This window comes from Streptomyces sp. NPDC107562 (assembly GCF_055657325.1).
This window is the reverse complement of the sequence record NZ_JBVKBE010000007.1, coordinates 1-14266: the sequence shown is the minus strand read 5'-3', so window position 1 is coordinate 14266 and position 14266 is coordinate 1. Positions and strand designations below refer to the sequence as shown.

General features: G+C 71.9%; 13 protein-coding genes. 11 read left to right on the top strand and 2 right to left on the bottom strand.

What is annotated here, in order from left to right:
• The gene (locus tag ACZ7LV_RS20280; protein WP_471941017.1) at window positions 1–1809 is read right to left on the bottom strand and encodes a bifunctional metallophosphatase/5'-nucleotidase; all 1809 of its coding nucleotides are present in this window, start codon (window positions 1807–1809) and stop codon (window positions 1–3) included.
• Window positions 1810–1987: 178 nt separating this feature from the next.
• Here ACZ7LV_RS20280 and mshD point away from each other — a divergent pair, with 178 nt between their 5' ends.
• The 9 genes from mshD (at window position 1988) to ACZ7LV_RS20235 (ending at window position 11476) form a co-directional block, all read left to right on the top strand.
• Complete coding sequence (mshD, locus tag ACZ7LV_RS20275) at window positions 1988–2920, top strand: mycothiol synthase (RefSeq protein WP_471941015.1); 933 nt, start codon at window positions 1988–1990, stop codon at window positions 2918–2920.
• A gap of 103 nt (window positions 2921–3023) precedes the next feature.
• Complete coding sequence (locus tag ACZ7LV_RS20270) at window positions 3024–3428, top strand: GntR family transcriptional regulator (protein WP_471941013.1); 405 nt, start codon at window positions 3024–3026, stop codon at window positions 3426–3428.
• Window positions 3425–4312 carry an ABC transporter ATP-binding protein gene (locus ACZ7LV_RS20265; RefSeq protein ID WP_471941011.1) on the top strand — a complete coding sequence of 296 codons (888 nt, stop codon included), beginning with the start codon at window positions 3425–3427 and terminating at the stop codon, window positions 4310–4312. Before ACZ7LV_RS20270 ends, ACZ7LV_RS20265 begins: the two co-directional genes overlap by 4 nt.
• Entirely contained in the window at window positions 4309–5274 is a 966-nt protein-coding gene (locus ACZ7LV_RS20260; protein WP_471941009.1) for an ABC transporter permease, read from the top strand. The genes ACZ7LV_RS20265 and ACZ7LV_RS20260 overlap by 4 nt, the downstream gene beginning before the upstream one ends.
• Window positions 5275–6041: 767 nt before the next feature.
• Window positions 6042–8396, top strand: coding sequence for an RNA degradosome polyphosphate kinase (locus ACZ7LV_RS20255; RefSeq protein ID WP_471941008.1), 2355 nt, complete (start codon window positions 6042–6044; stop codon window positions 8394–8396).
• Window positions 8377–9486: a CHAD domain-containing protein gene (locus ACZ7LV_RS20250; RefSeq protein WP_471941006.1), complete on the top strand. Its 1110-nt coding sequence runs from the start codon at window positions 8377–8379 to the stop codon at window positions 9484–9486. Before ACZ7LV_RS20255 ends, ACZ7LV_RS20250 begins: the two co-directional genes overlap by 20 nt.
• A 26-nt stretch (window positions 9487–9512) precedes the next feature.
• Entirely contained in the window at window positions 9513–9938 is a 426-nt protein-coding gene (locus ACZ7LV_RS20245) for an NUDIX hydrolase (protein ID WP_471941004.1), read from the top strand.
• A 433-nt stretch (window positions 9939–10371) separates the two neighbouring features.
• Window positions 10372–11208: an SCO4651 family lipoprotein gene (locus ACZ7LV_RS20240; protein WP_471941002.1), complete on the top strand. Its 837-nt coding sequence runs from the start codon at window positions 10372–10374 to the stop codon at window positions 11206–11208.
• An 85-nt stretch (window positions 11209–11293) separates the two neighbouring features.
• Window positions 11294–11476, top strand: coding sequence for a hypothetical protein (locus ACZ7LV_RS20235; RefSeq protein WP_471941000.1), 183 nt, complete (start codon window positions 11294–11296; stop codon window positions 11474–11476).
• 8 nt (window positions 11477–11484) lie between these two features.
• Here ACZ7LV_RS20235 and ACZ7LV_RS20230 read toward each other — a convergent pair whose 3' ends face one another.
• Window positions 11485–11817: a metal-sensitive transcriptional regulator gene (locus tag ACZ7LV_RS20230; protein ID WP_471940999.1), complete on the bottom strand. Its 333-nt coding sequence runs from the start codon at window positions 11815–11817 to the stop codon at window positions 11485–11487.
• A 214-nt stretch (window positions 11818–12031) separates the two neighbouring features.
• Here ACZ7LV_RS20230 and ACZ7LV_RS20225 point away from each other — a divergent pair, with 214 nt between their 5' ends.
• Together ACZ7LV_RS20225 and ACZ7LV_RS20220 are read left to right on the top strand one after the other, a co-directional pair.
• On the top strand, window positions 12032–12652 hold the full coding sequence (locus tag ACZ7LV_RS20225) for a DUF47 domain-containing protein (protein WP_385379872.1): 621 nt from the start codon (window positions 12032–12034) through the stop codon (window positions 12650–12652).
• A gap of 7 nt (window positions 12653–12659) precedes the next feature.
• Complete coding sequence (locus tag ACZ7LV_RS20220) at window positions 12660–13658, top strand: inorganic phosphate transporter (protein ID WP_401682627.1); 999 nt, start codon at window positions 12660–12662, stop codon at window positions 13656–13658.
• Window positions 13659–14266 lie beyond the last annotated feature (608 nt).

Genomic DNA, 14266 nt, shown 5'->3' with positions numbered 1-14266 from the left:
CTATCGCACGACGGTGATGCGGTCCGCCGCCGGCGGCGCGATCGGGTTCGTCGCTGAGGAGTTGGCGGTGAGGTACTTCTCCAGCGCCGTCAGGTCGTCCTCGCCGACCAGGTCGTTGGTGCCCTGGCCCAGCGTCGGGAAGCCGTCGCCGCCGCCCGCGAGGAAACTGTTGCTCGCGACCCGGTAGACCGCGGACGGGTCGATCGCGGCGCCGTTCAGCCTGATGGAGTCCGTGACCACGCGGTCGGCGCCGCTCTTGGTCAGGTCCAGGGTGTAGGTGAGCCCCGCGGACGGCTGCAGCACCTTCGGCGCGGCCTCGTTGGCGCCGCTGACCTGCTCCTTGAGGACCTGGATCAACTGCGCGCCGGTGAGGTCCTGGAGGTTGACGGTGTTGGCGAAGGGCTGGACCGTGAAGCCCTCGGCGTAGGTGACCACGCCGTCGCCCTCACCACCCTTGGCGGCGTAGGTCAGGGGTGCGCGGATGCCGCCGGGGTTCATCAGCGCGACATCGGTCTGCGGGTCCATCTCCTTGCCGTGGGCGAGCTGGGCGTCGGCGATGAGGTCGCCGAGCGGGGACTCGGTGCCGGTGGCGGCGATGTCGGCGGAGATGTGGCCGATGGCGCGGTTGCCGATCGGCGCGGCCAGGGTGTTCCACCTGTCGATCAGGCGGGTCATGTCCGGCGCCTTGGGGACGTCCCGGGTGACCACGTGGTTCGCCGACCGCACGGCCGTGCGCGCGATGTCGCCGGTCCACCGGTCGTAGGTCAGCGTGGTGTCGGTGTACAGGCGGCCGAAGGAGGACGCCGAGGTGACCATGCGGGGCTTGCCCGCCGGGTCGTCGATGGTGCACACGTACGGCGCGTGGGTGTGGCCGGTGACGAGCGCGTCGACCTGCGGGGTGACGTTCTTGGCGATGTCGACGATGGGGCCGGAGATGCCGTCGCCCGCGCCCGGGGAGTCGCAGTCGTAGTTGTACGCGGTCCCGGCCGGGAAGCCGCCCTCGTGGATCAGGGCGACGATGGACTTCACGCCCTGCCGCTGGAGGACCTTCGCGTACTTGTTGATCGTCTCGACCTCGTCCTTGAAGGAGAGGCCCTTGACGCCCTCGGCGGAGACGATGTCCGGCGTGCCCTCCAGGGTCACGCCGATGAAGCCGACCTTGACGCCGTTCTTCTTCCACACCCAGTAGGGCTTCAGAAGGGGCTTGTCCGTCCTCTCGTCGAGGACGTTCGCCGCGAGGTAGGGGAAGTCGGCGCCCTTGAACCTCTTGTCCGTGTAGCAGCCCTCGGTGGGGTGGCAGCCGCCGTTCTGGAGGCGCGCCAGCTCCTTGGCGCCCTCGTCGAACTCGTGGTTGCCGACGCTCGTCACGTCCAGGTCGAGCTTGTTCAGCGCCTCGATCGTGGGCTCGTCGTGGAAGAGACCCGAGATCAGCGGGGAGGCGCCGACCATGTCGCCGCCGGCCGCGGTGATCGAGTACCGGTTGCCCTCGCGGGCCTGGCGCAGGTGCGTCGCCAGGTACTCGACGCCGCCGGCGTCGATGGTCTTCGTGGTGCCGTCGGGCTGGAGTTCGGTGACGCGGCCGGAGGAGCCGGCCGGCGGTTCGAGGTTGCCGTGCAGGTCGTTGAAGGACAGCAGCTGCACGTCCTGGTAGCGGCTCGGCCCGTGTCCGCCGTGCCCGCCGTGGTTGTCGTGGGCGCTCGCGGCCGACGGCAGCGCGGCGGCCAGCGCGCCGACGGTGGTGAGTCCGGCGGCTGCGGCGAGCAGGCGGGTCGTACGTCGTCTGCGGTGTGGCTGAGGTGTGGCCGGCATGTGCTCCCCTGTGGTCTTCTCAGGCCTTTGTCCGATCGGCGGAAGCCTAGAGTCAACGCGCGTAGCGGCACAGGGGGTTCAGGGTTACATCCTGGTATCCGCGGACGTTTTCCCGCGCTTTTCCCCCTCTCCTCCCCGTACCGCCACTTTGCCGCGCCCGCCCCGTACCCTCGTAGCCATGACCAGCGACGACAGCGCACGGCCCGGCGGCTCCCTCTCCCGTTCCCTGCAGACGCGCGCCGCGCTCACCCCGGAGCAGACCGAGGAGGTCCTCGACCTGCTCGCGGCGGCCGCGCGCACCGACGGCCAGCAGGCCGTGTCCGAGCAGGGCCGGCTCCAGATCCGCGGCGGCGCCCGGGAGGGCGTGTCCCATCTGCTGCTCACCGCCGGGGACCAACTCGTCGGCTACGCCCAGTTGGAGGACACCGACCCGGTGGAGGCACCGGCCGCCGAACTGGTCGTCCACCCGGCGCACCGCGGCCACGGGCACGGCCGGGCCCTCGGCTCCGCGCTGCTGGCCGCGTCGGGCAAGCGCCTGCGGGTGTGGGCGCACGGCGGCCACTCCGCCGCCCGGCACCTGGCCCAGGTGCTCGGCCTCACGCTCTTTCGCGAACTGCGCCAGATGCGCAGGCCGTTGACCGGCCTCGACCTGCCCGAGCCGGTGCTGCCGCAGGACGTCACCGTGCGCACCTTCGTGCCCGGGCAGGACGACGCGGCCTGGCTCGCCGTCAACGCCGCCGCCTTCGCCCACCACCCCGAGCAGGGGTCGCTCACCCAGCGGGACCTCGACGACCGCAGGGCCGAGCCGTGGTTCGACCCGGAGGGCTTCTTCCTCGCGTTCCGGGGCGAGGAACTCGTCGGCTTCCACTGGACGAAGGTGCACGCCGAGGAGCAGCTCGGCGAGGTGTACGTGCTCGGGGTCGCGCCGGGCGCCCAGGGCACCGGGCTGGGCAAGGCGCTCACCTCGATCGGCCTGCGGCATCTTGCCGCGCAGGCGCTGCCGACGGCGATGCTCTACGTCGACGCCGACAACAAGGCGGCGGTGGGCGTGTACGAGCGGATGGGCTTCACCACGTACGAGACGGACCTGATGTACCGCACCGAGACGTGAGAGATATCGAGACATAACCCCCCAACGGGGTCGGCGATCTTGACGCCGACCCCGTTTGTGCACCACCCTTTCACTACTCAAATAGTGAAAGGGTGGTGTACGAGTGGTCGAGTACCGCATCGACCGGCGCAGCGGCGTCGCCACCTACGTCCAGATCGTCCAGCAGACCAAGCAGGCTCTGCGGCTGGGCCTGCTGCGGCCCGGCGACAAGCTGCCGACCGCCCGCGAGGTCGTCGAGGCCACCGCCATCAATCCCAACACCGTCCTCAAGGCCTACCGCGAACTGGAACGCGACGGGCTGGTCGAGGCGCGGCGCGGTCTCGGCACCTTCGTACGGCGTTCGCTCGGCGCGGCCCCGGCCGACTCCCCCCTGCGGGCGGAGCTGGTGGTCTGGGCGGCGCGGGCACGCGAGGCGGGGCTGGAGCGGGAGGACGTGGCAGCGCTCTTCACGGCCGTGCTGGAAGAGCAGTTCACGGCACACCGGCAGCACGAGGGGGAGCAGGCATGACCGACACCGCCATCGAGGCGGCCGCGCTGGGCAAGAGGTTTCGGCGCAGGGGCCGCCGGGCGCTGGAGTCCTGCACGTTCCGGCTGCCGGCCGGTTCCGTGTGCGCCGTCATGGGCCCCAACGGCGCCGGCAAGTCCACCCTGCTCGCCCTCGCCGCCGGACTGAGCACCCCCACCGAGGGCACCCTCACGGTGCTCGGCGGCCCCCCGGCCCGGTCCCGCGAACGCCTGGCGTACGTCGCCCAGGACAAGCCCCTGCACCCGCAGCTCACCGTCGGCGAGACCCTGCGCCTGGGCCGCGAACTCAACCCCAGGGTCTGGGACGCGGCCGTCGCCGAGCGGATCGTCGCGGACGGCGACCTGCACCGGGACGAACAGATCCGCACGCTCTCCGGCGGCCAGCGCAGCCGGGTCGCCCTCGCCCTCGCGCTCGGCAAGCGGCCCGAACTGCTGCTGCTGGACGAGCCGATGGCCGACCTCGACCCGCTCGCGCGCCACCAGCTGATGGGCACGCTGATGGCCGACGCCGCCGAACGCGGCACCACGGTCGTCATGTCCTCGCACGTCGTCGCCGACCTGGAGGGCTCCTGCGACCACCTCCTGCTGCTCGGCGCCGGACGCGTCCGGCTGGCCGGTCCGCTGGACGACCTGATCGCCGCACACACCCTCGTCACCGGCCCGGCGGCCGGCGACCTCGGCCCGCACACCGTCGTCGAGTCCCGCACGACCGGCCGCCAGCTCACCGCCCTGATACGCGCCCGGGGCCCGGTCGGCGCCGGCTGGGAGACGGCCGAGCCGTCCCTGGAGGAACTCGTCCTGTCCCATCTGCGCTCCGCCGAGGCACCGGAACTCCGCCTCGACGCCCCCGAGGAGGCCGCCGTATGACCGCCGTGACCGTCCCCGCGCGCGGCCGCCGGCCGCACGGTCTGACCTGGGCGATGCTCCGCCTGCACCGCACGGCGCTGTGGTTCTGGCTGATGCTGCTGGCCGTGGCGGCGGGATCGCTGCTGTGGGCGTACGGACCGGGAGTGGCCGCCGCCGAGGAGGTGTACCGGAGGCTGGACTGCGGACCCGGGTACTGCGACACCGACATCGACGCCTTCCAGCACTACGACCTCGCCGCCACCGTCGGTACGGGCCTGCTCACCGTGACGCCGCTGCTCGTCGCCGCCTGGGCCGGCGGCTCGCTGATCGGCCGCGAGCTGGAGCAGGGCACGGCCCGGCTCGCCTGGACCCAGTCCGTGACGCCGGTCCGCTGGCTGGCCGCGAAGCTCGCCGTCCCCGCCGCCCTGATCACCGCGGGGACCCTGCTCCTGACGCTGCTGCACCGGCTGCTGTGGTCGGCGGACGGGCCGCTCCGCGCCGCGACCGGCACCCGCGACTGGTACGACGGCCTCGACTTCACCGCCAACGGCACCCTCGCCACCGCGTACGCCCTGCTCGCGCTGGCCGTCGGTGCGGTGGCCGGCCTGCTCACCGGCCGCAGCACGGCCGGGCTCGGCGTGGGCGTCGTGGGCCTGCTGACCCTGACGGGCCTCGTGTCCGAGCTACGTCCGCGGCTGTGGCCCGCCGAGACGGTGACCGGCACCCCCGGCTACCCCGACATCGGCGCCGGCGCGCTCGTCGACGAGGGCGCCCTCACCGCGACCGGTGCCCGCGTCCAGGACCCGCTGTGCATCGACGACGCCAAGTGCCTCGCCGAGCACGACGTCGTCGCGTTCTACCGCGACTACCACCCCACGTCCCACTTCTGGCCACTGCAGCTGGCGGAGACGGGCATCGTCCTCGCCGTGACCGCCTCGGCGATCCTGGCCGCCTTCCTCCTGCTGCGACGCCGCACCATCTGACCGGGATCGCGACGACGACGGACAGGTCCCGGGTGCCGTGCCCCCGACGAAGCCCGGGCCCCGTACCCGTGGCCACGCCCCCACACCCGTCCGACCGCCCTGGGCCTCACCGGGCGCCCCCGCCGCACACAGCACCGGCCCGCCCCACCAGAACCTGACGCAACCGCCCCTGCCGCACACGGCACCAGCCCGCCCCACCAGAACCTGACGAAGCCCCGACAGGGCCCATCCCGCCACGCCCCTGCACGCCCGCGGGCTCCCCCCGCAACCGCCCCCGCCACACACGGCACCAGCCCGCCCCACCAGAACCTGACGAAGCCCCGACAGGGCCCATCCCGCCACGCCCCTGCACGCCCGCGGGCTCCCCCCGCAACCGCCCCCGCCACACACGGCACCAGCCCGCGCCAACAGAACCTGACGAAGCCCCGACAGGGCCCGTCCCGCCAGGCCCCTGTACGCCCGAGGGCTCCCCCCGCAACCGCCCCCGCACGCGCACCCTCGTCCGCCCCGCCGCCCTGGCGGCACTCCTTCCGCAGCGGCCCCACACCACCTGACCGGGAACAAGACCGCCGGGCCCCTCACCAGGCGACCCCGCCGCACACCGGAACGCCCCCCTCCCCCAGAACCCGACGAAGCCCCCGCAGGACCCGTCCCGCCAAGCCCCCGTAGGCCCGTGGGCTCCCGGGCCCCCGGGGAGCCGCCCCCCGCTATCCCGCACGTCATGTCTCCGTAACCATCGATTCAGCCAAGCTTGCGACGCTCGGCCAATGACGCCCGCCGTGCCCGAGCCGTCGCCACCCCCCGAGGGTCGCGCGGGAAACGGGGCCCCGATGATCCCGCCCGCTCGCTCCGACGCGCCCGTTTCGCCCCAGGCGCGGAAGAATGGGTTCATGAGTCAGCAGAACGCCCCGGCAGAGGTCCAGTACGCGCAGCCCTCCGTGGGCTCCATCGCCGCGCACCGCCCTCCCACGGTCTCGGCCACGGTCTCCGACCTGGAACCCGACATCGACGCCGACCTCGATGTCTACGAGGAGACGACGGTCGACGGAGTCCAGTTGCCCCAGGGCCGCTTCCTCGACCGGGAGCGCAGCTGGCTCGCCTTCAACGAACGGGTTCTCGAACTCGCCGAGGACCCGAGCACGCCCCTCCTGGAGCGGGCCAACTTCCTCGCGATCTTCGCCAGCAACCTGGACGAGTTCTTCATGGTCCGGGTCGCCGGACTGAAGCGTCGTATCGCCACCGGCGTCGCCACCCGCTCCGCCTCCGGCCTCCAGCCGATGCAGGTGCTGGAGATGATCTGGGCCCGCTCCCGCGAGCTGATGGCCCGGCACGCCGCCTGCTACCACGAGGACGTCGCCCCCGCGCTCGCGGAGGAGGGCATCCACCTGGTCCGCTGGAGCGAGCTGACCGAGAAGGAACAGGCCCGCCTGTTCACTCTCTTCCGCCACCAGATCTTCCCGGTCCTGACCCCGCTTGCCGTGGACCCCGCGCACCCGTTCCCGTACATCTCCGGCCTCTCCCTCAACCTGGCCGTCGTCGTACGCAACCCGGTCAGCGGCCACAAGCACTTCGCCCGCGTCAAGGTCCCCCCGCTGCTCTCCCGCTTCCTGGAGGCCGCCCCCGGCCGGTACGTCCCGCTGGAGGACGTCATCGCCGCGCACCTCGAAGAGCTCTTCCCCGGCATGGAGGTCCTGGAGCACCACGCCTTCCGGCTGACCAGGAACGAGGACCTGGAGGTCGAGGAGGACGACGCCGAGAACCTCCTCCAGGCCCTGGAGAAGGAGCTCATGCGCCGCCGGTTCGGCCCGCCGGTCCGCCTGGAGGTCGAGGAGTCCATCGACCGCGAGGTACTGGACCTGCTGGTGCGCGAGCTGAAGATCGGCGAGGCCGAGGTCTACCCGCTGCCCGGCCCGCTCGACCTCACCGGCCTGTTCCGCATCCACCGCCTGGACCGGCCCGAGCTGAAGTACCCGAAGTTCGTCGCCGGCACCCACCGCGACCTCGCCGAGGTGGAGTCCGCCTCCGCGCCCGACATCTTCGCCGCGCTGCGCGCCAGGGACGTCCTGCTGCACCACCCGTACGACTCCTTCTCCACCTCCGTGCAGGCCTTCCTGGAGCAGGCGGCGTCCGACCCCGACGTCCTCGCCATCAAGCAGACCCTGTACCGGACCTCGGGCGACTCCCCCATCGTGGACGCGCTGATAGACGCCGCCGAGTCCGGCAAGCAGGTCCTGGTCCTGGTCGAGATCAAGGCCCGCTTCGACGAGCACGCCAACATCAAGTGGGCGCGCAAGCTGGAGGAGGCCGGCTGCCACGTGGTCTACGGCCTGGTCGGCCTGAAGACCCACTGCAAGCTGTCGCTGGTGGTCCGCCAGGAGGGCGACACCCTGCGGCGCTACAGCCACGTCGGCACCGGCAACTACCACCCGAAGACGGCCCGCCTCTACGAGGACCTCGGTCTGCTCACCGCCGACCCGCAGGTCGGCGCGGACCTGTCCGACCTCTTCAACCGGCTCTCCGGCTACTCCCGCCGGGAGACCTACCGCCGGCTGCTGGTGGCCCCCAAGTCGCTGCGCGACGGTCTGATAGCGCGGATCAACAAGGAGGTCCAGCACCACCGTGCCGGACGTCCCGCCTACGTCCGCATCAAGGTCAACTCGATGGTCGACGAGGCCGTCATCGACGCCCTGTACCGCGCGTCCATGGCGGGTGTCCCGGTCGACATCTGGGTGCGCGGCATCTGCGCGATCCGGCCGGGCGTGACCGGCATGTCGGAGAACGTCCGGGTCCGCTCGATCCTCGGCCGCTTCCTCGAACACTCCCGGGTCTTCGCCTTCGGCAACGGCGGCGAGCCCGAGGTGTGGATCGGCAGCGCCGACATGATGCACCGCAATCTCGACCGCCGTATCGAGGCCCTGGTGCGCGTCGTCGACCCGGCGCACCGCGCCGCCCTCAACCGGCTCATGGAGACCGGCATGTCCGACTCCACCGCCTCCTGGCACCTGGGCCCGGACGGCGAGTGGACCCGGCACGCGGTGGACGCGGACGGGGGCCCCCTGAGGAACATCCAGGAGATGCTCATAGACGCCCGGAGGCGCCGGCGTGGCACAGCAACACCTTGACCCGACGGACCCGGTGGCCGGGCCGGTGACAGGAGACGCCCTCGCGGGCTACCTGCGCGCCCAGGCCACGGAGTTCCTCCGTGCGCTGCGACAGCACCGGGAGTCCGGTGCCGGGTCCGGCAGCAACGGCACGGAGGAGACCGTCGACGCGGCGCGAGCCCTGCGCCGCTCGGCCCGCCGCATCAGCGGCAGCCTGCACACGTTCCGCCCGCTGCTGGACACCGACTGGTCGGAGGGCATGCGCCCGGAACTGGCCTGGCTCTCGGGCACCCTCGCCCTGGAGCACGCCTACGCGGCCCGGCTGGAGCGGCTGCTGCTGGCGCTGCACCGGCTGTCGGGCGCGACCTTCCCGGCCCAGCCGGTGAACGCGGCCGCGGCCGGGGTGGCGGCGGGCGGCCGGGCCACCGCTGGCGCCCGGGTGGCCGCGGGGGCACCGCCCGCCGGTCCCGCGGCGCCCCCGGAGCGCGGCAACCTCACGGTCGGGGCGGCCAAGGCGGGCGCCCTGCTCGAACGCCAGCTCACCCTCGCCCGGACCCGGGCGCACTCCACCGCTCTGCAGGCCCTCGGGTCCTCGCGCTTCCACGCGGTCGCCGACAAGGTCGCCGTACTGGCCAGCGAGGTCCCGCTCACCCCCGCCGCGGCCACCGCCGACCTCCGTCCGCAGGCCTCGGCGGCCGAGGAGCGCCTCACCGACGCGGTGGCCGCGCTCCCCCTGGTCACCGCGGGCCATCCGTACAACGCGGCGGCCCTGATCCACGGGCTGTCCCCGGACCCCTCGCCGCACCCGCAGGACGCCCCCTGGCACCAGGTCCGCCTCCTGCTACGGCTGCACCGCTACGCCCGCGAGGTCCTGGAGGGCGCGAACGCCCCGGTCGACGTCCGCCTGCTGACCGCCGGACAGGCCCTCAACCGGCACCGCGACGCCTCCGAGGCGGCAGCGGCGGCGGCAGCGGCGGCCCGTACCCCCCGTATCGCACCCGCGACGGCGTACGCGCTCGGCGTGCTCCACGCCGACCAGCGGCACGAGGTGGAGGCGGCCAGGTTCGAGTTCCAGCAGTCGTGGCAGAAGCACACGGTAGGCACTTCCTGAGCGCGCGAGGGGGCGGTGAGAAGCCGGTGACCGGTCCGAAGGACAACACCCCGGTCCTGGCGGCCGGCTGCGTCCTGTGGCGCCGCGCCCCCGTCGCCGAGGGCCTGGAGCTCTGCCTGGTCCACCGCCCGAAGTACGACGACTGGTCCCACCCCAAGGGCAAGCTGAAGCGCGGTGAGGACCCGCTGACGGGCGCGCTGCGGGAGGTCGAGGAGGAGAGCGGCTACGCCGCGGCGCCGGGTGCCGAGCTGCCCACCGTGCACTACATGGCGAGCGGCCGCCCCAAGGAGGTCCGCTACTGGGCGGCCGAGGCCACCACGGGCGGCTTCACCCCCAACGACGAGGTCGACCGCATCCTGTGGCTGCCTCCGGGCGCGGCCCGACTGCGCCTGACCCAGCCCCGCGACCGCGAACTGGTGGACGAACTCCTGGCGACCATGCGCCACGCCTAGGAGCGCCTGTCACCGGGCGCCCGGCGACCCCGCCGAGCCACCCGGGACCGTCAAGATCCAGCCACATGCCCCGCCGCGTCCGTCCGGGCCAGGCTCCGCGCCCGACGCGCGGGACCACGCCAGCCGCAGACGCAGCGGGCCATGCAGAAGGGCCCTTGCTCGACCGTGCTGGTGCGGTGTTCCGGACGGTCCTGACCTGGGGCGAACCGATCCTGCTCTGTCACGGCACCCACGGTACCCAGACCAGGTGAACGGCCGGTCAGCCGGGCGTGAGCGTCCTGTACGGACGGGCCCGGCCGCCCCCGCACACCACGGCCGCACACTCCCGCGCACGCCTCCACCACCCCCCGTCCCGCGTGACGGCTCAACCTACCCGTCGTTAACCGGACAGCAGGGGGCCCGAGACGGACGGACGGCTGGGGGTAGGCAGACCATGGCGGAGCAGCACGGCAGGACGGGCGGAACGGTCGTGGCGGCGGGACTGACGGCCTGCGCCTGCCTTCTCGCCTCCGGATGCACGAGCAGCGGCGCCGCCGCGGACGACGCCCGCCCCGCGGACCCGGTCGGCGCGCTGCACCGCGCGGCCGAGTCCCTGGTCGAGGCGGGCACGTCCAAGGCCCGTACGTCGATGGAGATGGCGACCGGCGGCACCCGCGTCACCATCCGCGGCGAGGGGGTCTACGACTTCACCCGCCAGCGCGGCCGGCTGAAGGTCCTGCTCCCCCAGGACCCGTCCGGCCAGACCGAGCACCGCCCGATCACCGAGCTGCTCGCGCCCGGCGCCCTCTACATGAAGAACCGCGGCGCCGGCGTCCCGGCGGACAAGTGGGTGCGGGTCGACACGGCGACACTCTCCGACGGGAACCTGGTCACCGGCGGCGCCACCGACCCGTGGGCCGCCGCCGAGGTGCTGCGCGGCACCCGCTCGGCGACGTACGTGGGCCGGACCCAGGTCGCGGGCACCGAGGTCCACCACTACCGGGGCACCGCCGATCTCACGAAGGCGGCAAGCACCGCGTCCCCCGGGGGCCGGGCGTCGCTCGCGGCGGCGGCGAAAGGGTTCGCCACGGCCGAGGTCCCGTTCGACGTGTACCTGGACGACGAGGGCAGGATCCGTAAGGTCAGGCACCGTTTCAGCTTCGTCAACGGCACGCAGGAGGGCACCGTGGCGGTCGCTTCCACGACCCTGCTCTACGATTTCGGCGCCCCCGTCGACGTCACCCTGCCGCCCCAGGAGGACATCTACGCGGGCCGGATCGCCGAGGAGTGACCGGCGTGAACTAGCCCGTCCGTGCCATGCGCGTTGTGTAGGCCACTCCCTACTCTAGGAAGCCGGTGACGGCAGAGAAGAGGTGATGCACGTGGCTCCGGTCGGCGGTACGGCAGTTCAGGACCACGTGGCCCTCGCCGAGATCGAGCTGTGCGGGGAGCTGATCATCGCGGCCTCCGCGGCGGACGAGGACCGGCTGAGCCTGGAGAGCATCGACCAGGTCCTGAGGGTGGCGGAGGAACGCGGGGACGACACCCGCGGGAAGTGAGCGAAAGCTCACGTCCGCAGCAGCCGCCCGATGGCCTTCGTGGCCTCCTCGACCTTGGCGTCGACCTCGGCGCCGCCCTTCAGAGCGGCGTCGGCGACGCAGTGCCGCAGGTGCTCCTCCAGCAACTGGAGCGCGAAGGACTGCAAGGCCTTGGTTGAGGCGGAGACCTGCGTGAGTATGTCGATGCAGTAGACGTCCTCGTCGACCATCCGCTGCAGGCCACGGATCTGTCCCTCGATCCGCCTGAGCCGCTTGAGATGCTCGTCCTTCTGCTTGTGGTACCCGTGGATGCCCCGGTCGTGGTCGGTCACCACGCCCTCACCGGCCTCGGCGGTCGTCATCGCGTACCCTCCATCCACATACCCCTACTGGGTATATCGTACCGAACTTTGCTGGGTATAGGCCCCTTGGCCACTGCCCGGAGCCGGCCACCGAACCGCCCCCGTACAGATGCACGGAATTCATGGGCGACACTGGAGGACGGCCCATTAGCCGTGGCCGGATGATGCGCCTAGCATCACCCTGACCGAAACCGAAGCACCCCGAGGACCCCACGTGCGCTTTCGTCTGACCCCCAGGGAGACGAGCTTCTATGACATGTTCGCCGCATCCGCGGACAACATCGTCACGGGCTCGAAACTCCTGATGGAACTGCTCGGGGCGGACGCTTCCGCCCGGGCCGAGATCGCGGAGCGTATGCGGGCAGCGGAACACGCCGGTGACGATGCGACGCACGCGATCTTCCACCAGCTGAACTCCTCCTTCATCACGCCCTTCGACCGCGAGGACATCTACTCCCTCGCGTCCTCCCTCGACGACATCATGGACTTCATGGAGGAGGCCGTCGACCTCGTCGTCCTCTACAACGTCGAGGAACTGCCCAAGGGCGTCGACCAGCAGATCGAGGTCCTCGCCCGCGCCGCCGAACTGACGGCCGAGGCGATGCCCCACCTGCGCACGCTGGACAACCTCACCGAGTACTGGATCGAGGTCAACCGGCTGGAGAACCAGGCCGACCAGATCCACCGCAAGCTGCTCGCGCACCTCTTCAACGGCAAGTACGACGCGATCGAGGTGCTGAAGCTCAAGCAGATCGTCGACGTCCTCGAAGAGGCCGCCGACGCCTTCGAACACGTGGCGAACACGGTGGAGACCATCGCCGTCAAGGAGTCCTGACCCGTACATGGACACCTTCGCCCTGGTCGTGACCATCCTGGTCGCCCTCTTCTTCACCTACACCAACGGCTTCCACGACTCGGCGAACGCGATCGCCACGTCCGTGTCGACGCGCGCCCTGACGCCGAAGGCCGCGCTCGCCATGGCCGCGGTCATGAACCTGGCCGGCGCCTTCCTGGGCAGCGGCGTCGCGAAGACGGTCAGCGAGGGTCTGATCGAGACGCCCGAGGGCTCCACGGGCATGGGCATCCTCTTCGCCGCCCTCCTCGGCGCGATCACCTGGAACCTCATCACCTGGTACTTCGGCCTGCCGTCCTCCTCCTCCCACGCCCTCTTCGGCGGCATGGTCGGCGCGGCACTGGCCGGCGGCACGCGGGTCTACTGGGACGGCGTGCTCGACAAGATCATCATCCCCATGTTCATCTCCCCCGTCGTCGGCCTGATCGTCGGCTACCTGGTGATGACGGCGATCATGTGGATCTTCCGCCGCTCCAACCCGCACAAGGCCAAGCGCGGCTTCCGCATAGCGCAGACCGTCTCCGCGGCGGGCATGGCCCTCGGCCACGGCCTCCAGGACGCCCAGAAGACCATGGGCATCGTCGTGATGGCCCTGGTCATCGCGGACGTCGAGGACTACGGCGACCCGATCCCCCTCTGGGTCAAGATCGTCTGCGCCCTCATGCTCTCCCTCGGCACCTACGCCGGCGGCTGGCGCATCATGCGCACCCTCGGCCGCAAGATCATCGAACTCGACCCCCCACAGGGCTTCGCCGCCGAGACCACGGGCGCGTCGATCATGTTCACCACGGCCTTCCTCTTCAAGGCCCCCATCTCCACGACCCACGTCATCACCTCGGCCATCATGGGCGTCGGCGCGACGAAGCGCGTGAACGCGGTCCGCTGGGGCGTGGCCAAGAACATCGTCCTGGGCTGGTTCATCACCATGCCGGCAGCCGGCGCAGTAGCAGCCTGCGCCTTCGGCGTCGTACACCTCGCCTTCCTCTAAAACCCCAGAGTCCCCGGCGGCCAGCACCCAGACGGTGAACGCGGTCGACCGCAGCGGCCGTGACACCGTGCTGAGCTACAGCGAGGGGACCGACCCGCTCGGTCATTCCGCGCACGGCGCGACACCCGCGCACAGCGCAAAGGTCCGCCCCCGCTCAGGCGTTGGTCCCACGGCGCCGCAGCACGAGGGGCCCGGCCCGCACAGGCGTCAGTCGTACGGCGCGGCAGCCACGTAGCGGCGCAAGGGAACCGGCTCTCGGCCGCCAGCCACACGACGCCGCACCCGCCCACACCACACCAGCGACCGCCGCACTCACGCGCCAGCCACACGACGCGCACCCGCCCACAACACACGGCGACCGCCCCACTCACGCGCCAGCCTCACAACGCTGCACCCGCCCACAAACACCAGCGACCGCCCTGCTCACGCGTCAGCCACACGGCGCCGCAGCCGCCCTACAACACACCCACCGACCGGCCTGCTCGGCGTCGTGTCTGTCGTATGGCGCGGCAGCCGCGTACGGCGGGAAGGGGGTGGGTCGGGGGGTGTCCGCCCGCAGCGGTTGGCGCGTCAACACGGGTGCGTTGGTAAGTGACCGATTCCGCGCC